Origin of the sequence: Pseudomonas sp. SbOxS1, from assembly GCF_013416725.1 — a bacterium.
GTDB lineage: Bacteria > Pseudomonadota > Gammaproteobacteria > Pseudomonadales > Pseudomonadaceae > Aquipseudomonas.
Genome location: NZ_JAAVXC010000026.1, coordinates 71,124 through 88,516, shown reverse-complemented (window position 1 = coordinate 88,516; position 17,393 = coordinate 71,124). Strand labels below are relative to the sequence as shown.

At 61.8% G+C, this 17,393-nt stretch carries 17 protein-coding genes; 13 read left to right on the top strand and 4 right to left on the bottom strand.

Going from position 1 to position 17,393, the window contains the following annotated elements; genetic code table 11:
* Positions 1-15: 15 nt before the first annotated feature.
* The 3 genes from HFK74_RS21375 (at position 16) to HFK74_RS21365 (ending at position 2,960) form a co-directional block, all read left to right on the top strand.
* Entirely contained in the window at positions 16-1,008 is a 993-nt protein-coding gene (locus tag HFK74_RS21375; RefSeq protein WP_180205228.1) for an NAD(P)-dependent oxidoreductase, read from the top strand.
* A 107-nt stretch (positions 1,009-1,115) separates the two neighbouring features.
* Positions 1,116-1,988 carry an ATPase gene (locus HFK74_RS21370; protein ID WP_180205227.1) on the top strand — a complete coding sequence of 291 codons (873 nt, stop codon included), beginning with the start codon at positions 1,116-1,118 and terminating at the stop codon, positions 1,986-1,988.
* A gap of 123 nt (positions 1,989-2,111) precedes the next feature.
* The gene (locus tag HFK74_RS21365) at positions 2,112-2,960 is read left to right on the top strand and encodes a cache domain-containing protein (RefSeq protein WP_180205226.1); all 849 of its coding nucleotides are present in this window, start codon (positions 2,112-2,114) and stop codon (positions 2,958-2,960) included.
* Positions 2,961-3,058: 98 nt separating this feature from the next.
* On the opposite strand, the gene HFK74_RS21360 is transcribed toward HFK74_RS21365, so the two are convergent.
* Complete coding sequence (locus HFK74_RS21360; RefSeq protein WP_180205225.1) at positions 3,059-4,576, bottom strand: MDR family MFS transporter; 1,518 nt, start codon at positions 4,574-4,576, stop codon at positions 3,059-3,061.
* 93 nt (positions 4,577-4,669) lie between these two features.
* On the opposite strand from HFK74_RS21360, the gene HFK74_RS21355 reads away from it, so the two are divergent.
* Together HFK74_RS21355 and HFK74_RS21350 are read left to right on the top strand one after the other, a co-directional pair.
* A complete protein-coding gene (locus HFK74_RS21355; protein ID WP_180205224.1) occupies positions 4,670-4,810 on the top strand; it encodes a hypothetical protein in 141 nt (46 codons plus the stop codon).
* A gap of 139 nt (positions 4,811-4,949) precedes the next feature.
* Positions 4,950-5,846 carry a helix-turn-helix domain-containing protein gene (locus tag HFK74_RS21350; RefSeq protein ID WP_180205223.1) on the top strand — a complete coding sequence of 299 codons (897 nt, stop codon included), beginning with the start codon at positions 4,950-4,952 and terminating at the stop codon, positions 5,844-5,846.
* Positions 5,847-5,854: 8 nt separating this feature from the next.
* On the opposite strand, the gene HFK74_RS21345 is transcribed toward HFK74_RS21350, so the two are convergent.
* Both HFK74_RS21345 and HFK74_RS21340 read right to left on the bottom strand, forming a co-directional pair.
* Positions 5,855-6,076 carry a hypothetical protein gene (locus HFK74_RS21345; RefSeq protein ID WP_180205170.1) on the bottom strand — a complete coding sequence of 74 codons (222 nt, stop codon included), beginning with the start codon at positions 6,074-6,076 and terminating at the stop codon, positions 5,855-5,857.
* Between the two features lie 10 nt (positions 6,077-6,086).
* A complete protein-coding gene (locus HFK74_RS21340; protein WP_218953772.1) occupies positions 6,087-6,992 on the bottom strand; it encodes a LysR family transcriptional regulator in 906 nt (301 codons plus the stop codon).
* Between the two features lie 117 nt (positions 6,993-7,109).
* On the opposite strand from HFK74_RS21340, the gene HFK74_RS21335 reads away from it, so the two are divergent.
* Complete coding sequence (locus HFK74_RS21335; RefSeq protein WP_180205222.1) at positions 7,110-7,994, top strand: MBL fold metallo-hydrolase; 885 nt, start codon at positions 7,110-7,112, stop codon at positions 7,992-7,994.
* Positions 7,995-8,146: 152 nt separating this feature from the next.
* Positions 8,147-8,761, top strand: coding sequence for an NAD(P)-dependent oxidoreductase (locus HFK74_RS21330; protein ID WP_180205221.1), 615 nt, complete (start codon positions 8,147-8,149; stop codon positions 8,759-8,761).
* A 123-nt stretch (positions 8,762-8,884) separates the two neighbouring features.
* Here HFK74_RS21330 and HFK74_RS21325 read toward each other — a convergent pair whose 3' ends face one another.
* Positions 8,885-9,766 carry a LysR substrate-binding domain-containing protein gene (locus HFK74_RS21325; protein WP_180205220.1) on the bottom strand — a complete coding sequence of 294 codons (882 nt, stop codon included), beginning with the start codon at positions 9,764-9,766 and terminating at the stop codon, positions 8,885-8,887.
* 159 nt (positions 9,767-9,925) lie between these two features.
* Here HFK74_RS21325 and HFK74_RS21320 point away from each other — a divergent pair, with 159 nt between their 5' ends.
* From HFK74_RS21320 to HFK74_RS21295, 6 genes are all read left to right on the top strand, one after another.
* Positions 9,926-11,563 (top strand): 5-guanidino-2-oxopentanoate decarboxylase, encoded by a 1,638-nt coding sequence (locus tag HFK74_RS21320; RefSeq protein ID WP_180205219.1) that lies wholly within the window; start codon positions 9,926-9,928, stop codon positions 11,561-11,563.
* Entirely contained in the window at positions 11,560-13,020 is a 1,461-nt protein-coding gene (locus HFK74_RS21315) for an aldehyde dehydrogenase family protein (RefSeq protein ID WP_180205218.1), read from the top strand. The genes HFK74_RS21320 and HFK74_RS21315 overlap by 4 nt, the downstream gene beginning before the upstream one ends.
* Before the next feature lie 217 nt (positions 13,021-13,237).
* The gene (locus HFK74_RS21310; RefSeq protein ID WP_008061921.1) at positions 13,238-14,341 is read left to right on the top strand and encodes an extracellular solute-binding protein; all 1,104 of its coding nucleotides are present in this window, start codon (positions 13,238-13,240) and stop codon (positions 14,339-14,341) included.
* A gap of 194 nt (positions 14,342-14,535) precedes the next feature.
* Positions 14,536-15,444 (top strand): ABC transporter permease, encoded by a 909-nt coding sequence (locus HFK74_RS21305; protein WP_008061922.1) that lies wholly within the window; start codon positions 14,536-14,538, stop codon positions 15,442-15,444.
* Positions 15,441-16,289, top strand: coding sequence for an ABC transporter permease (locus HFK74_RS21300; RefSeq protein WP_180205217.1), 849 nt, complete (start codon positions 15,441-15,443; stop codon positions 16,287-16,289). The genes HFK74_RS21305 and HFK74_RS21300 overlap by 4 nt, the downstream gene beginning before the upstream one ends.
* Before the next feature lie 16 nt (positions 16,290-16,305).
* A complete protein-coding gene (locus HFK74_RS21295; protein ID WP_180205216.1) occupies positions 16,306-17,361 on the top strand; it encodes an ABC transporter ATP-binding protein in 1,056 nt (351 codons plus the stop codon).
* Positions 17,362-17,393 lie beyond the last annotated feature (32 nt).

Sequence of the window (17,393 nt, the reverse complement as noted above, 5' to 3'; positions counted from 1 at the left end):
TATTCGGAGCACTACATGAAGATTCTGGTCACCGGCGCAAGCGGCTTCATTGGCGGGCGCTTTGCGCGTTTCGCCCTGGAGCAGGGCCTGGACGTACGGGTCAACGGTCGCCGGGCCGAAAGTGTCGAGCATCTGGTGCGCCGTGGCGCCGAGTTCATCCAGGGCGACTTGAGCGACCCGCTGCTGGCACGCGACCTGTGTTCCGGGGTCGAGGCCGTGGTGCATTGCGCCGGTGCCGTTGGCCTGTGGGGGCGTTATCAGGACTTTCACCTGGGCAACGTCCAGGTCACCGAAAATGTGGTCGAAGCCTGCCTGAAACAGCGAGTGCGGCGCCTGGTGCACCTGTCGTCGCCATCGATCTATTTCGATGGCCGCGATCACCTGGGGCTGACCGAAGAGCAGGTGCCCAAACGCTTCAAGCACCCGTACGCCGCGACCAAGTACCTGGCCGAGCAAAAAGTCTTCGGCGCCCAGGAGTTTGGCCTCGAAACCCTGGCGCTGCGTCCGCGTTTCGTGACCGGGGCGGGTGACATGAGCATCTTCCCGCGCTTGCTCAACATGCAGCGCAAGGGGCGCCTGGCGATCATCGGCAACGGTTTGAACAAGGTCGACTTCACCAGTGTGCACAACCTCAACGAAGCGTTGCTCAGCAGTTTGCTGGCCAGCGGTTCAGCCTTGGGCAAGGTGTACAACATCAGTAACGGAGCGCCGATCCCGCTGTGGGATGTGGTCAATTACGTCATGCGTAAAATGGAAGTCCCACAAGTGACGCGCTACCGTTCCTACGGCCTGGGCTACACCGCCGCGGCGCTCAATGAGGGGTTTTGCAAGGTGTGGCCGGGACGTCCCGAGCCGACCCTGTCGCGACTGGGCATGCAGGTCATGAAGAAAAATTTCACCCTGGATATCAGTCGCGCCCGGCATTATCTGGACTACGACCCCAAGGTCAGTCTCTGGACGGCGCTCGATGAGTTCTGCGCCTGGTGGAAGGCTCAGGACATTCGCTGAAACCCGCTTCACTGAACCGAGGTTCGGGTTCAGGGTCAATGGTTGCGGCCATGGGGGTTATACTGCGCCGCATCAAGCCATCACCGCGTTTCACAAAGGTTGACTCAATGTCCATGCGTAACGATGCCAACGATGACTTCGACGATGTACCGAGCCTGCGTGCAGACATCCTCGATGACGATGATTTCCCGAAGAGCACTCGCACCACCGTGCATTCGCGCACGCCGTCCGTGGTCAAGGTCAAGGCGGCGAGCACCGGCCCGTTGTGGGCACTGGTCGGCGCCCTGTTCTTTGCCTTTGCGGGCCTTGCCTGGTGGAGCTTCCAGCAGATTTCGCTGATGGAGCAACAACTGGTGGCAACCCAGGAAAGCTTTGCGCGAATCAGTGAAGAAGCGGCGGGGCGCCTGCAGGATATTTCCGGCAAGGTGGTCGCCAGCCAGACCAACGTCAGCACCGACAGCGAAGCGCTGAAGCTGCAAATCCGCCAGCTGCAAAGCCAGTTGCAGGACCAGGGCAAGCAACAACAGGGCGTCGCCGGCCAGGCCTCGGACCTTGACAAGCGCTTGGCGCAGATGACCGCGCAGACCAGCGACCTGGACAAGCGCCTGGCCCAGATAGCCGCCCAGGACACCGAGCAGCAAAAGGCCAATGCGCAAGTGCAGGAACAGGTCAAAGCCTTGGGCAGTGAACTGACCACGCTGAAAAATACCCCGGCGGACACCGAGAAATTCGACGCGCAACTGAAGAGCCTGGGCGCCGACATCACGGCGCTGAAGAAACAGGGCAATCCGAACGCCGCCATCGACCGCCTGGAACAGGACATCGTCGTCCTCAAGAGCCAGCAGGACAATCGTCCCGGCGCCCCTCAAGGCGCAAGCACCGCTGAGTTCGATGCCTTCCGTAGCCAGGTCACCCGGACCATCAACAGCCTGCAAGCGCAGATCCAGAACCTGCAACAGCAGCTGCGCACTCGCCAATAGGCCCTGCCTCATTCCCGGTTCGCCGGGAATGGAGCCCTTGTGCACCTCGATTAGCTGAATGTCCCTGCATGCGCCATTGCCGTCTACGCTCCTTCAAACATCTAAAGGAACGAGGGACGCGCCATGGGAGTTGTGCACAAGTTGGCCTGGCTGTGCGGCATGCTACTGATGTGCCTGGGCCAGGTTCAGGCTGCCGGAACCGAAAAGGCTGACAGCCAGGCCGCCATCGCCTTGCTGGAAAAAGCCCTTGCCTACTACCACGACAATGGCGACAAGGCCTTCGCCGCGTTCAGCCGCCAGGGAGAGTTTGTCGACCAGGACCGCTATGTCTTCGTGGTCGATACCAAGGGCGTGATGCTCGCCAGCGGCGGGCCCTCGGCGGCGCTGATTGGCCGGGATGTGTCGGATGTGCTCGGGCCGGATCTTCAGAAGGCCTTCAAGGATGCGCTGAAAGTGCCCGAGGGCAATGGTATCCAGCAAGCGGAGTACCGTTGGCAAAACTGGTCTGACGGCAAGGTCGAGCGCAAGCATGTCTACTATCAGCGTGTCGGCCAGCGAATCCTCGCGGTCGGCTACTACCTGCCACGGGCTTCGGCGGAACAGGCCATGGCTTTGCTGAACAAGGCGGCGACCGACCTGGCCAAGGACGAGAAGGGCACCCTGAAAGCGATCAACTCCCTCAAGGGCGGCTACCTGCAGGATGACCTGTATGTATTCGTCGTCGACCTCGATACCCGGCGCTACGTCGCCCACGGCACCAACCTGCGATTGATCAACACCGATTTCAGCAAGATCACTGATCCGGATGGAAAGCCGGTAGGGGAACCGATGCTGGCGCTGATCGCGCAACAGGATTACGGCGAGTATGAGTACCGCTGGAAAAACCCGGTGACCGGGAAGGTCGAGAACAAGCATGCCTACCTGAAAAAGGTCGGGCATTTCCTGGTGGCTGTGGGGTATTACAGCCCTTGAATGGCCTGTCTTCTGTAGGAGCGAGGCTTGCCCGCGAACCAGACGCCGCGGTGTGTCTGTAAGACCGCGTTATCGTTCTTCGCCGGCAAGCCTGGCTCCTACAAGGCCCGGTCTTCCCGTCCGCGCAACAGCATGTTCGGCATGGCGATTGCCGCTGCCAGCCCCAGCAGCGACACCGCCGCACTCACCATCAGCAAATGCCTGAACGTCAGCAGCAGTTCCGCGCGCAAGGCATCTTGCGCATCCCCCGGCGCGGCGTTCAGGCCGTCCAGCAAGACATTCCCCGAGTGACCTTCGGCCATCAGCGAAGCGCCGGCCAGATGGGCGAAGCTCGAATCCTGCAACAATGCCAGCAACAGCGCCGACATCAACGCCACGCCCACCGCACCGCCCAATGAGCGGAACAGGTTGGTGGTGCTGGTGGCAACGCCGATGTCACGCTGTTGCACCGAGTTCTGTGTACCGACCAGGGAGGTCGGAAACTGCATGCCCGAGGCGATCCCGCACAACAGCATGAACAGGCTGCTGAGCAAAAAGGCCTGGGGCGGGCTGAACGCCATACCGAGGATCGACAAGGGCATGAGCACAGCGCCGGTCAGGATCATCGGCTTGTAGCGCCCGGTCACGGAGGTACGACGGCCGGCGAAATACGCGCCGATCGGCAAGCCCATGGCCAGGGGCAGCAGGTGCAGGGCGGCGCTGTCCGCACCGGCTCCCGTGACACTCTGGAAACGCAGGGGCATCAGCACGATCAACGAGATGGCCTGGAAGCTGGTGAAGAAAATCGTGCACCAGCACAGGATTGCATTGCGGTTGGCGAACAGGTGCATCGGTAGCAAGGGCTCCGACGTCCGTCGTTCATGCAGCACGAACAGGCCCAGCACCGCGGCCGCACAAGCCAGCAACCCCAATACCTCGGCACTGCGCCAGGAATGACCCTGACCGAACTGGGTGATGCCCAGCAACAAGGCCGTCAGCCCGATGATCATCAACAGGGTACCGAGGTAATCGATCACCGGCTTGCGTTGCGGAACCGGCAAGCCCACCAGCGTGCGATTGGCTACCAGCCACGCCCCCAGGCCCAGCGGCAGGTTGATCAGGAAGACCCAGCGCCAGGACAGGTATTCGGTCATGTACCCGCCCAGTACCGGGCCGGCGACGCTGGCCACCGCATACATGCTGCTGAAGTAGCCCTGGTAACGGCCGCGCTCGCGGGGCGGCACGATGTCGCCGATGATCGCCTGGCTGACCGAGATCATGCCACCGGCACCGATCCCCTGGAGAATTCGCGCCAGCACCAGCTGTTCCATGCTCTGGGCCATGCCGCAGAACAGCGACGCCAAGGTGAACAGTCCCATGCCAAACAGCATCAATTTGCGCCGGCCGTACAAGTCGCCCAATTTGCCGTAGATCGGCACTGCCACCGTCATCGCCACCATGTAGCCGGAAATCACCCAGGCCAGCAGGCTGACGTCCTTGAATTGCGCGGAAATGGCCGGCATCGATACGGCCACGATGGTCTGGTCCAGCGCACCGAGGAAAATCGCCAGCATCAGCGCGATCAGCACGCTGCGGATGGCCGGTTTGGGCAATTCAGGCTGGTGGAGATTGGTCACGGGTAAACCTGCGGCAGTGAATGACCCGCCAGAGGCAAGGCGAGCTGGATACTCGTCAGTGTAAGTCGATAGGAAGCTATTCGATAGCCTCATATGGAAGGCCTGGTAAATCGTTTGCAAAGCTTCGACCTGACGAGCGGCCATCAGGTCGCGGGTGACTTCGGTTTGGCCGTCAATCATCACCGTTTTGCCACTGGCCAGCGCTTGCAGATCGCAGGCGATCAAGGCTGGTAAATGGTTTTTATGGATCGAAAGCTTGCATTTTTCACTTGCGGGTCGGTCAATTGAAGGTGAAAACTGAGTGGATAGCTGTACATTCTGCCAATCGGTGCGATTAGCGCCCGTCGTCCATTCCGAAACCTGGATTGAAGTGATGAACAAGCCTGACCTGCCTTCGATTCCGGTGTTCAAGCTCTACGGTGAAAGCCTGGATTGGCCGACCCCGGACTTGCTGCACTGTGAAACCATTTCCAAACGCAGTCGCGAACATCAATGGGAAATCAAACCTCACCGCCACGCCGATTTATGTCAGTTGCTCTTCGTATTCAAAGGTCAGGCAGAGCTTGAAATCGAAGGTAAACGTACGCAACTGACCGAGCCGGCAATCCAGATCCTGCCGCCGCTGTCGGTGCATGGCTTTCGCTTCAGCGAAGATGTCGAGGGGTTCGTGGTTACCCTCGCGGCACCGCTGATCGCGCATCTTCAGGCGCAACTGGGGCATTCGGTGAATGCCCTGGCCCAGGCCGAGAGCTACCCGGCGGGCCAGGACGCCGAGTACCTCAAGAGTTTGTTCAGCGCGTTGCAGAACGAATACACCAGCCACCAACCGGCGCGGGAAATGCTCATGCATTCGCTGGTCAGCGTGATCATGGTGTGGGTCAGCCGCCAGGTGATCCAGCGCCGCTCAGCCAGCCAACGACCGCAGCGGGCGCGGGAATACCTCAATGGCTACATTCAGTTGGTGGAAGAAACCTATCGCCAGCACGTCAAGGTTGAAGACCTGGCCCATCGGCTGGGGATTTCGGTCTCTCACCTCAATGGCACCTGCCGTGAGCTGGCGGGGCAACCGGCGTTGCAGATCATGCACGAACGGCAGTTGCTGGAGGCCAAGCGCCTGCTGACCTACACCAGCATGACCATTTATGAAATGTCCGACATGTTGGGGTTCTCTGATCCGACCAACTTCACGCGCCTGTTCCGGCGCCGCGTGGGCATCTCGCCAAAGGCGTTCCGCGACCGCTTGAAGGCCGATCAGGACAACGAGGCCTGACCCGTCCGTTAGCGCAGGGCGTTCAGGGTCGCGTTGTGCGGAATGCAACGCTCGAAATTGCAGCTGGCGGATTCCCGGGGCAGGTTGCGCAACTGCTCGACGCGCCAGGCGGCAGCGCCATACAGCCCGAGCGTGACCGCGCAGGTGATGAAGATGGCGAGGTACCTTCTTGTTTTGATGTTCATGGCGTAGACCTCTGAACGAATACCCTTCGGTACTACCTTGAGCATAGGTCAGCTCCTACAGGTTTGCGTCCCACGCCGGTTCTTCGGGAAACCTCACCACCAGAAAATCCAGCAGGCAGCGCAGCGCCGATGGCATGTGTTTGCGTGAGGCGTACACCGCGTACACGTTCATCTGCCGGGGTTCGGCATGGGGCAGCAGGCGAACCAGTTCGCCGCTGTGGATATGCACACCCGCCTGATAAGTCGGCAACATCGCCACCCCGGCGCCGGCCATGGCTGCGCGCAGCAATGTGCTGGCTTCGTTGGCGCTGATGTTGCCTTGCACCGGCACCGACACCTGCTCGCCGTCTTGTTCGAAATGCCAGAGGCTTTTGCCGAAATAGGAGTGGGTCAGGCAATTGTGCAGGCTCAGGTCTTCGACCCGCCGGGGCGTCGGGTGCTCGCGCAGGTAAGCGGGGGAGGCGCAGATCACTGAGCGGCAGACGGTCAGTCGCCGGGCGATCAGGTTCGGGTCCAGGTCATTGCTGGTGCGAATGGCCAGGTCGATGCGCTCATCCACCAGGTTCACCGTGCGGTCAAGCATCTGCATGTCGATGCTGACACCCGGGTAGCGCTTGACGAAGGCCGCCATGGCATCGGCCAGTTGCGCCTGGCCGAACGAGGTGCTGACGCTGATTCGCAGCAGGCCACGGGGTGCATCGTGCGGCACGCTGACGGCCGCTTGCATGTCCGTGGACAGATCGAGCATCTGCCGGCAGCGGGGCAGCATTTCGCTGCCGGCGGCGGTCAGGCTCAATTTGCGCGTGGTGCGGTGCATCAGGCGTGCGCCGACCCAGTTTTCCAGTTCCGCCAGATAGCGCGAAACCACCGGTCGTGATAGCTCCAAGTGATCGGCGGCGGCCGACTGGCTGCCGAGATCGACCACCGTGACGAACACCCGCATAGCGTGTAGACGATCCATGATTTGCCCGATTTCAGAAACAAACTATGTTCGATCATCGCATTTTTTGTACTGAAGCAGGCAACTAAGCTCTGTCCCCTATCAGCCAAGCCTGGCCCGCGAACCACGGAGCATCAGATGATCGGTTTCACCACACTCAAGCGCGTTTTGCTGGCGACCACCGCCCTCGGTTTCGCCGCCCACGCCGCCGCGTCGACATTGACGCTGGATGTCTACAACCCCGGCGATAAAGCGATATTCCCGGTGACTTCGGTACTGGTCAGCGGCGAAAAAGAGGCGATCCTGGTGGACGCCCAGTTCGGCAAGTCCCAGGCCGCGCAAGTGGTGGAAAAAATCCGCGCCAGCGGCAAGCAACTGACCACCATCTACATCAGCCATGGCGACCCGGATTACTACTTCGGCCTCGATACCCTGACGGCTGCTTTCCCCAAGGCCAAAGTGCTCGCTTCACAGCCGACCGTCGATCACATCAAGCACACCGTCGACGGCAAACTGGCGTTCTGGGGACCGAAGCTTGGGGCTGACGCACCCGCCAAAACCATCGTGCCGGATGTGCTCAAGGGCGACAGCCTGATGCTCGAAGGGCAGAAGTTGCAGGTGCTCGGTCTGCAAGGCAAACAACCGGATCGCAGCTTTGTGTGGATTCCGTCGATCAAGGCCGTGGTGGGTGGTGTGGTCGTGGCAGAAAACATCCACGTGTGGATGGCCGACACCCAGACCGCGCAGTCCCATGCCGATTGGTTGGCTACGCTGCATTCGATCGAAACCCTGAAGCCGAACACCGTCGTGCCGGGGCATTACCTCGGCGAGAGTGGTCGCTCCCTGGCTGCCGTGCAGTTCACCGCCGATTACATCAAGGCCTTCGACGAAGAAGCTGCCAAGGCCAAGGATTCGGCGGCACTGATCGCGGCCATGAAAAAACGCTTCCCGGCACTGGGCGAGGAAAGCTCGCTGGAGCTGAGCGCCAAGGTCGCCAAGGGCGAGATGAAGTGGGGTGAATGAATTTTCGCCATCGAGATGATCGTTCCCACGCTCCGCGTGGGAATGCCTCAAGGGACGCTCCGCGTTCCAATGGGACGCAGAGCGTCCCGGGCTGCATTCCCACGCAGAGCGTGGGAACGATCATGTCTGACCCAACCCAACTGGAGAACGCTATGAGCAAAATCGCAATCATCGGTGCCACCGGTCGTGCCGGTAGCCAACTGCTGGAAGAAGCCCTGCGTCGCGGTCACAGCGTTACCGCCATTGCCCGTGACACCTCGAAGATCGGCGCGCGTGAGGGTGTGGTGAGCAAGGCTGTCGATGCGCTGGATGCCGCCGCGTTGCAGGCGGCAATCGCCGGCCATGACGTAGTGATCAGCGCGGCGCATTTCGCGACACTGCCTGCCAGTGCCGTCATCGGGCCGGTGAAACAGGCCGGGGTCAAACGCCTGCTGGTGGTGGGCGGTGCCGGTTCACTGTTGTTGCCGGACGGTACCCGGGTGATCGATAGCGCAGGCTTCCCGGCGGAGTACAAGGCAGAAGCGGGCGCGGGTGCCGAGTTCCTGGAAAAGCTGCGTCAGGAAAAGGATCTGGACTGGACCTTCTTGTCGCCGTCGGCGGAGTTTGTCGAAGGTGAGCGTACCGGGGCTTTTCGGGTCGGCAAGGATGATTTGCTGGTGAGCAGCGCGGGGCGTAGCTGGATCACGTTCGCCGATTATGCGATTGCGATGCTCGATGAAATCGAAGCGCCGAAGCAATCTCGCCAGCGGTTTACCGTCGGGTATTGAGCTCACTGATCTCCTGTAGGAGCGAGCCTGCTCGCGATGGTGGTAGGGGCACCGCGTTGAATCAGGCAGCCCTCGTCATCGTTAACGTCCATCGCGAGCAGGCTCGCTCCTACAGGTTTTTGATCACCGTGATTGCGCCTGCTCCACCAACCACCCCATCAACTCGCGCAACTTCGGCGAAGGCGCAGGCTTCTCCGGGAAAACCAGGTAATACGCCAGCCCGGTTTTCACCTTCAATTCAAAGGGCATGACCAGCCTCCCGGCACTCAGGTCATCGCCGATCAACGACCAGTCACCGATCGCCACGCCTGTGCCTTGGGAGGCCATCGACATGGCCAGGTCCAGGGTTTCGAAATGCTGGCCCTTGCTCACATTGCTCAGGCGAATATCCGCAGTGGCCAGCCAGGCCTTCCAGTCCCGTTCATCCCGGGTCGGGTGCAGGAGCATGTGCTGCTCCAGATCTTCCGGCGACTGGAGCGGCACCGAACCTTCGAGCAATGGCTTGGAACACACCGGCGTCAGTTGCTCATCGAAGAGTTTTTGCGACACCAGTAAGCCGTCCGGCGGCGCGCCATACATCACTGCCGCATCGAACTGTTCGCGATGAAAATCCACGCCGTGCTTGACCGTGGTGGTCAGCTCCACCGGCACGTCCGGGCGTTCCCTTTGCCATTGCAACAGGCGTGGCAGCAACCAGCGCATGACACAGGTCGGGGCCTTGAGCTGCAAGGTTTCGCGCTTCTCGCCGATCTGCTCCACCGCCTCGTCGATCAGGCCGAAAATCTGCTGGACCCGTGGTAGCCATTCCCGTCCTTCGGCGGTCAGGTCCAGGCCTCGGGCCTGGCGGATGAACAATTCATAACCGAGGAAATCTTCCAGCCCGGCGATCTGCCGACTCACCGCGCCCTGGGTGATAAACAGCTGTTCGGCAGCACGGGTGAAATTGCAGCACTGCGCGGTAATCAGGAATGTGTGCAGCGCCGGCAGGGGAGGCAGTCGTTTCATTGGGATCCAAGGTATGACGTGAGGACATGGCTAGTATGACTTTTTATCCATTGTTGCGGCTATGTGTCGCCCGTTCCAATGAGGCCATCCCTGGACCTGCGAATCCATCATAAACACTGCGCAGGCCCGGCGTCTCAAACGAACAAGAAGGGCAATGACATGGCGACGTGCGGCGAAGTATTGGTCAAGTTACTCGAAGGTTACGGAGTCGAGCAGGTATTCGGCATTCCCGGGGTTCACACCGTGGAGCTGTATCGCGGGCTGGCCCGTTCGAGCATCAACCACGTCACCCCGCGTCACGAGCAGGGCGCCGGCTTCATGGCTGACGGCTATGCCCGCACCAGCGGCAAGCCGGGTGTGTGCTTCATCATCACCGGCCCTGGCATGACCAACATCACCACGGCAATGGGCCAGGCGTATGCCGACTCGATCCCGATGCTGGTGATCTCCAGCGTACAGACCCGCAACCAGCTGGGCGGCGGTCGCGGCAAGCTCCACGAGCTGCCGAACCAAAGCGCACTGGTCGGCGGCGTGGCGGCGTTCTCCCATACCCTGATGTCGGCGTCCGAGTTGCCGGGCGTGCTGGCCCGTGCCTTCGCGCTGTTCCAGGCGGGTCGTCCGCGTCCGGTGCACATCGAAATTCCGTTGGACGTTCTGGTTGAAGAAGCCGACGACCTGCTCGCCAGCATCCCGGTAAACATCGACCGCGCCGGTGCCGCACCGTCCGCCGTGAGCCGCATGACCGAGCTGCTGGCCGACGCCAAGCGTCCGTTGATCCTCGCCGGTGGTGGCGCCATCGATGCCGCCGCCGAGCTGACTGAACTGGCCGAACTGCTGGACGCGCCCGTCGCGCTGACCATCAATGCCAAGGGCATGCTGCACTCCGCTCATCCGCTGCTGATCGGTTCGACCCAGAGCCTGGTCGCCACGCGCGCACTGGTCGCCGAGGCCGACGTGGTGCTGGCCATCGGTACCGAGCTGGCTGAAACCGACTACGACGTGACCTTCGCCGGTGGTTTCGAGATTCCTGGCAAGCTGCTGCGCGTCGACATCGATCCGGACCAGACCGTACGCAACTACCCGCCACACGTGGCCTTGGTCGCCGACTCGCGCAACGCCGCCCAGGCCTTGCTCAGCGCGCTGTCGCACAAGCCGCTGGCCGAGCGCCGCAACGATTGGGGCCAGGTGCGCGCCGCCCGCTTGCGCGAAGAACTGGCCGCCACCTGGGATGCGCCGACCCTGGCCCAGACCCGTTTCCTGGAAACCGTCCTGCACGAACTGCCGAACGCAGTATTCGTCGGCGATTCGACCCAACCGGTGTACACCGGCAACCTGACCTTCAACCCGGAACGCCCGCGTCGCTGGTTCAACTCCTCCACCGGCTACGGCACCCTCGGTTATGCCTTGCCGGCGGCGATCGGCGCCTGGTTGGGCGGCACCGTCGAAGGCGGCGCACGTCCGCCAGTGGTGTGCCTGATCGGCGACGGCGGCCTGCAGTTCACCCTGCCGGAACTGGCCAGCGCCGTTGAAGCGCGCACCCCGGTGATCGTGCTGCTGTGGAATAACCAGGGTTACGAAGAGATCAAGAAGTACATGGTCAACCGTGCCATCGAGCCGGTGGGCGTGGACATCTACACCCCGGACTTCATCGGTGTGGCCAAGGCTTTGGGTTGCGCCGCCGAGGCGGTCAACGGTGTTGAGCAACTGCGTACGGCATTGCGTGTGGCCACCGATCGCCAGGGGCCGACCCTGATTGAAATCGATCAGACCGAGTGGACGAAGGCGGTGTCGAAATGAGCGTTTCCACGACTTTTCCGACGACTCTGGATGGCCTTTTCATCGAGGGTAAATGGTCGGCGGGCAACGAACACTTGCGCGTGATCAACCCGGCCACCGAAGCGCTGTTGACCACGGTCAACGGCGGTGACGAACGCGCCGTCGACCTGGCCGTGGGCGCGGCAACCAAGGCTTTCGCCGCCTGGTCGCAAACCAGCGGCGCCGAGCGCGGTGCGATCCTGCGCAAGATTGCGCAGGGCGTGCAGGCCGGTCGCGAGCGACTGATGCACTTGCAGTCGAGCAACAACGGCAAGCCATTGTTCGAAGCGGCCATCGACGTCGACGACGTGATCGCCACGTTCGAGTATTACGCCGGCCTGGCCGAAGGCCTGGACGCGAAACAGGACAGCCCGGTTGAACTGCCGACCGACGATTTCAGTGCGCGCCTGCGTCGTGAGCCTTGCGGTGTGGTCGGCCTGATCGTGCCGTGGAACTTCCCGATGGTCACTACCGCATGGAAACTCGCCCCGGCCCTGGCCGCCGGTTGCTGCGTGGTGCTCAAGCCCTCGGAAGTGACGCCGCTGCCGGAACTGGAACTGGCGACGATCATTGCCCAGGCCGGCTTGCCGGCCGGTGTGTTCAACCTGGTGTGCGGCACCGGCCTGGCCGTTGGTGCACCGCTGTCGGCGGACCCGCGTATCGCCAAGGTGTCGTTCACTGGCAGCAACGCGGTGGGCGTGCAGGTCATGCAACGGGCGGCGGAAACGGTCAAAGGCGTGAGCCTGGAACTGGGCGGCAAATCCTCCTTGCTGGTGCTGGCCGATGCCGACCTCGACCTGGCGGTGGAAGTGGCCTGCGGTGGCGGTTTCTTCAATGCCGGGCAGATGTGCTCCGCCACCAGCCGCGTGCTGGTCGCCGATGAGCTGGCCGATGAGTTCCTCAGCCGTGTGAAGGCCCGCGCCGAAGCCATTCGCGTGGCCGACCCGTTCGACCCGAACGTGGAAATGGGCGCGCTGGTCAACCAGGCGCAGTACCAGCGTGTGCTCGGCCACATCGATCGCGGTTTGAGCGCTGGCGCCAAACTGGTTTGCGGCGGCAATCGTCCGGCAGACCTGCCGCGCGGATATTTTTTGCAGCCGACCGTCTTCACCGACGTGCCTCTGGACAGTGCGCTGTGGTGCGAAGAGATTTTCGGTCCGGTGATTTGCGTACGCCGTTTTGCCTCGGAAGCCGAAGCGATTGCCCTGGCCAACGACAGCCAGTTCGGTCTGGTCGCCAGCGTCGTTACGCGTAACGCCGAAACGGCCGACCGCGTCGCCAACGCCTTGCAGGCGGGGCTTGTATGGATCAATGCGCCGCAAGTGATCTTCCCGCAGACCGCCTGGGGTGGCTACAAGCAGAGCAGCATCGGCCGCGAATTGGGGCCGTGGGGCTTGCAGGCTTTCCAGGAAATCAAACACGTGATTCGCGCCGTCTGAAGGCCCGAAAAAGGTCAACGCATGCCTCCTGGTGAGGCATGCGCCGGCGTCATGGCTTCAATGAATTTTTATCGATAGTCAGGTGTTTTACACGACCTCAGGATGAACCCGCTGGCTCAGTAAAGCCCTCGAAAATACGAGGGGTAACGCGGGTCCAGCCGCGCGGATGCAACAGTTTCGACCTGCCTTATACCTACAAAAACAAAGGGAGTCCGTAATGGGCGAGCATGATCTGAACAGACGTCAATTCATCAAGACCGTGGGCGTAGCCTCGGTTGCCGCGGCGGCCATGAGCCTGCCGTTCGTCAAGGCCAATGCCAGCGACACCCGCTTTCAAGGCAAGACCCTGCGCCTGTTGACCTGGTCCGACGACACCGGCCTGGCTGCACTGCGCAACATCGCCGCGACCTTTGAAGACAAGTACGGCTGCAAGGTCATCGCCGACCGCACCGGCAGTACCTCGGAAATGGTCGCCAAACTCAAGGCCGGCGGGGATCGTCCGCAATACGACATCATCACCCTGGCCGGCGTCGGTGCCGAAGGCCTGGCCGCCGCCAACCTGCTGGAAAAACCCGACCTCAACCGCATTCCCAACCTGGTCGACGTACCGGAAAAATACCGCACTGGCGCCAATGGCCACGGCATCGGTTACCTGCTCTGGTGCAACAGCCTGGTCTACAGCACGCGCACCATCAAGGAAGCGCCGAACAGCTACGCCGCCCTGTGGGACGCCGACCTGTCGCCGAACATCTTCCTGCCGCCGCCAAACTGGACCGAGGCCATGGACCTGATCATCATCGCCGCCAAACTGGCCGGTGGTGACGAGCACAACATTGAACCTGGCTTCAAGAAACTCGCCGAGCTCAAGGATCGTGTGGTGACCCTGGGCGAGAACCCGAACCAGATCGCCGAGCTGTTCCGCACCGGTTCCCTGGACATGGGTGGCCTGTACGCACCGGCCTTCTTCCCGAAACAGATCCGCGATCCGAACTACGGCCTGGGTGCCACCTTCGGCATGAAGGAAGGTTTCTACACCGACCTGATGCTCTCGGTGATGCCGAAGAATCGTCCTGGCGATACCGACCTGACCTACGCGTTCATCAACCACTCCCTGGACCCGCTGGTGCAGGGCAAGATGGCTGAAGACATCTACAACGGCCCGGTCAACGCCAAGGCGATCATCTCCGCCGAAGCACGCAAGAGCCCGTTCATCCTCACGCCTGAGCAGATTGCCGAGAAGGCGATCATGCACGACAACGCCTTCCTGGCCACCGTGCATGACCAATGGATTCGTCGTTACACGGAAATCTTTTCTTCCTGATCGAGTGACCTACACAGGATCTTCAAACACTGAAGATCCCTGTAGGAGTGAGCCTGCTCGCGATTGCGCACTGACATTTACCCACAATGTTGGCTGACAGATCGCCATCGCGAGCAGGCTCACTCCTACAAGGGGCCGGGGTGGCCTGAGGTCCTGTGTTCGCCAGCTGCTTTCCATTGACGAGACCCTTTGCTATGGAACACCAACCTTTGACCCATTCGGTCAGCGTCGCTGAGCCGCGCCCGAATCGGGGTGTTTCGCCGACGGCCCGTGCCTGGTTTTTCCTCACCCCGTCGATGCTGTTTCTGGGCGTGCTGATCGCCGCCAGCCTGCTGGTGCTGCGCATGAGCGTGGGTACCAAAGGCGCGGAATGGTCCGGGTTCAGCCTGGCCAGTTACGCCCAATTGCTCGAACCCTACTACCTCAAATCGCTGATGCTGACCCTGCGCCTGGCGCTGATCAGCGCGGTGATCGCGGTGATTCTGGCGATCCCGGTGGCCTACACCATGTCCCGCCTGACCTCGCCGTTCGTGCGGCGGATCTTCCTCGCCGCGGTGCTGTTGCCGTTGCTGGTCAACCTGCTGCTGCAAAGCTACGGCTGGCTGGTGATCCTCGGTCCCGGCGGCATGCTCAACCAGGCACTGATGGGCCTGGGCCTGATCAAGCGTCCGATCATGTTGCTGTACAACCAGAACGGCGTGTTGATGGGCCTGGTGCAAACCGCCTTCCCGCTGGCCGTGCTGCCGATTGCCAGCGCCATGCGCGGCGTCGCCCGCAGCTACGAAGAAGCCGCCGCCACCCTCGGCGCCAGTCGCCTGCAGGTGTTCCGCCAGGTGGTGCTGCCGATGAGCCTGCCGGGGATCATCACCGGTGCGACGCTGGTATTTGCCTACAACGCCAGCAGCTTCGTGGTGCCTTTGCTGCTTGGCGGCCGTCGCGTGCCGATGCTGGCGGTGATGGTGCATGACCAGATCGCCCCGCTGATGAACTGGCCCGCCGCATCCGCCGCTGGCGTAGTGCTGATCGTCACGACCCTCGCGATCATGACCCTGTCCGAATACATCACTGGCCGTCGTCGGCGCATGCTGGAGGCTTCGCAATGAGTACCCTGATCAAGAAGCGCCAGTCGTTGTTGCCAGGTGATACCGGCAAGTTCGCCGGCATCCTCTCGGGCTTCATCCTGCTGCTGGCGGTGTTGCCGATCCTGACCATGATCGTCATGTCCTTCAGCGGCGCGTCGAACCTCGACTTTCCGCCGAGCAGCTACAGCCTGCAATGGTACAAGGCGGCCTGGCACACCTTCGTCTCACCGGATGCCAGCGATGTGCTGAGCCTGGGCAAGGCCATGACCACCAGCCTGATGGTCTCGTGCCTGACCATGGTCTTCGCCACGCTGATCGCGGTGCCGGCGGCCTATGCGCTGACCCGTTGCGAGTTCCGTGGCAAGGCGGTGGCACTGCAACTGATGTCGCTGCCCCTGGTGTTCCCGATGGTGGTGCTGGGCCTGGCGTTGCTGCTGGTGTTCGACAGCCTGCCGTTCCAGATGACCACCTCGCGGCTGGTGATCGCCCACGTGATCCTGGCGTTGCCGTTCGTGGTGAAGAACTGCACGGCGGCCATGCTCTCGATTGGCAGCGAAGTCGAGGAGGCCGCGCAAATGCTCGGCGCTTCACCGCTGCGGGCGATTGTCGACGTGGTGGTGCCGTTGATGAAGTCGGGGATCCTGGCGGGCATGCTGCTGGCGTTCATCGTCTCGTTCAACGAATTCACCGTGACCTATTTCCTCTACACCATCGATGTGATGACCGTGCCGATCTGGATGTACAGCCGCACCGTGTCTTCCCTCGACCCCACCGTATTTTCGTTTGCCGTGCTGATCGTGCTGATCGACTTCGTCCTGATCTGGGCGCTGGAGAAGCTGGTCGGTGAAGGTGGCGTTTCGTTCTGATTTCTTGAGGTGCTTTATGTCTGGTCTGATTCTGGAAAACGTCGAGAAACACTACGGCTCGGCCTGCGCGGTAAAAGATGTGAACCTGCATTTGCCCGAGGGCAAACTGGTGTGTTTCCTCGGGCCTTCGGGCTGTGGCAAAACCACCTTGCTGCGGATGATCGCCGGGCTGGAAACCCTGACCGGCGGCGAGATTCGCCTGGATGGCGAGGACATCGGCCAAACGCCTGCGCACCTGCGTAATTTCGGCATGGTGTTCCAGTCCCTGGCGCTGTTCCCGCACATGACCGTGGGCGAGAACATTGCTTATCCACTGAAACTGCGCGGGGTCAGCAAGGCTGATCAGCAGGCGCGGGTGGTGGAGTTGCTGGAGTTGATCCAGCTGCAACCGATGATTGATCGGCCGGTGGCGAAACTCTCCGGTGGCCAGCGTCAGCGCGTGGCGATTGCCCGGGCGATTGCCAATCACCCGAAAATCCTGTTGCTCGACGAACCGCTGTCGGCGCTGGACGCCAAGCTGCGTGAATCGATGCAGGTGGAAATCCGTCAACTGCAACAGCGCCTGAACATCACCACCATCATGGTCACCCACGACCAGCGCGAGGCCATGACCATGGCCGATATCGTCGTCGTGCTGGGCGAGCACCGGGTGCAGCAGGTGGGTACGCCGATCGAGATCTACCGCCACCCGGCCAACGAGTTCGTTGCGGACTTCATCGGCTCGGGCAACATCTTCCCGGCCACGGCGCTGGGCAACGGCAAGGTCAGCCTGCCGGGCGGCGATGCGCTGCAAGTACCGATCTGCAGCAGCATTGTGGTCGGTGAAAAAGTGAAGATGCTGATTCGCCCGGAAGACCTGCAACTGTCGGCGCCGCAGGCCACGGCGGGTAACCGCTTGCTGGGCAAGGTGACGTTCGTACGCGATATCGGCGCGACCATCGAGACCACGGTGGAGTGTTCCGGGGTGTCGTTTACGGCGCTGAGCACGCCGTGTCAGGGGATTGGCTTAAGCGTTGGGCATCCGGTGTCGGTGACATTGCCGGCGGAGGCTTGCCGCGTACTCGGTGCCTGATCCTGATTTGATGTTGGCCTTGCTGGCCCCTT

What these genes read in the sequence shown, in the direction of transcription:
- HFK74_RS21375 (WP_180205228.1), top strand. Translation starts at nt 16, where the DNA reads ATGAAGATTCTGGTCACCGGCGCAAGCGGCTTCATTGGCGGGCGCTTT.
- HFK74_RS21370 (WP_180205227.1), top strand. Translation starts at nt 1,116, where the DNA reads ATGTCCATGCGTAACGATGCCAACGATGACTTCGACGATGTACCGAGC.
- HFK74_RS21365 (WP_180205226.1), top strand. Translation starts at nt 2,112, where the DNA reads ATGGGAGTTGTGCACAAGTTGGCCTGGCTGTGCGGCATGCTACTGATG.
- HFK74_RS21355 (WP_180205224.1), top strand. Translation starts at nt 4,670, where the DNA reads ATGGAAGGCCTGGTAAATCGTTTGCAAAGCTTCGACCTGACGAGCGGC.
- HFK74_RS21350 (WP_180205223.1), top strand. Translation starts at nt 4,950, where the DNA reads ATGAACAAGCCTGACCTGCCTTCGATTCCGGTGTTCAAGCTCTACGGT.
- HFK74_RS21345 (WP_180205170.1), bottom strand. Translation starts at nt 6,076, where the DNA reads ATGCTCAAGGTAGTACCGAAGGGTATTCGTTCAGAGGTCTACGCCATG.
- HFK74_RS21340 (WP_218953772.1), bottom strand. Translation starts at nt 6,992, where the DNA reads ATGGATCGTCTACACGCTATGCGGGTGTTCGTCACGGTGGTCGATCTC.
- HFK74_RS21335 (WP_180205222.1), top strand. Translation starts at nt 7,110, where the DNA reads ATGATCGGTTTCACCACACTCAAGCGCGTTTTGCTGGCGACCACCGCC.
- HFK74_RS21330 (WP_180205221.1), top strand. Translation starts at nt 8,147, where the DNA reads ATGAGCAAAATCGCAATCATCGGTGCCACCGGTCGTGCCGGTAGCCAA.
- HFK74_RS21325 (WP_180205220.1), bottom strand. Translation starts at nt 9,766, where the DNA reads ATGAAACGACTGCCTCCCCTGCCGGCGCTGCACACATTCCTGATTACC.
- HFK74_RS21320 (WP_180205219.1), top strand. Translation starts at nt 9,926, where the DNA reads ATGGCGACGTGCGGCGAAGTATTGGTCAAGTTACTCGAAGGTTACGGA.
- HFK74_RS21315 (WP_180205218.1), top strand. Translation starts at nt 11,560, where the DNA reads ATGAGCGTTTCCACGACTTTTCCGACGACTCTGGATGGCCTTTTCATC.
- HFK74_RS21310 (WP_008061921.1), top strand. Translation starts at nt 13,238, where the DNA reads ATGGGCGAGCATGATCTGAACAGACGTCAATTCATCAAGACCGTGGGC.
- HFK74_RS21305 (WP_008061922.1), top strand. Translation starts at nt 14,536, where the DNA reads ATGGAACACCAACCTTTGACCCATTCGGTCAGCGTCGCTGAGCCGCGC.
- HFK74_RS21300 (WP_180205217.1), top strand. Translation starts at nt 15,441, where the DNA reads ATGAGTACCCTGATCAAGAAGCGCCAGTCGTTGTTGCCAGGTGATACC.
- HFK74_RS21295 (WP_180205216.1), top strand. Translation starts at nt 16,306, where the DNA reads ATGTCTGGTCTGATTCTGGAAAACGTCGAGAAACACTACGGCTCGGCC.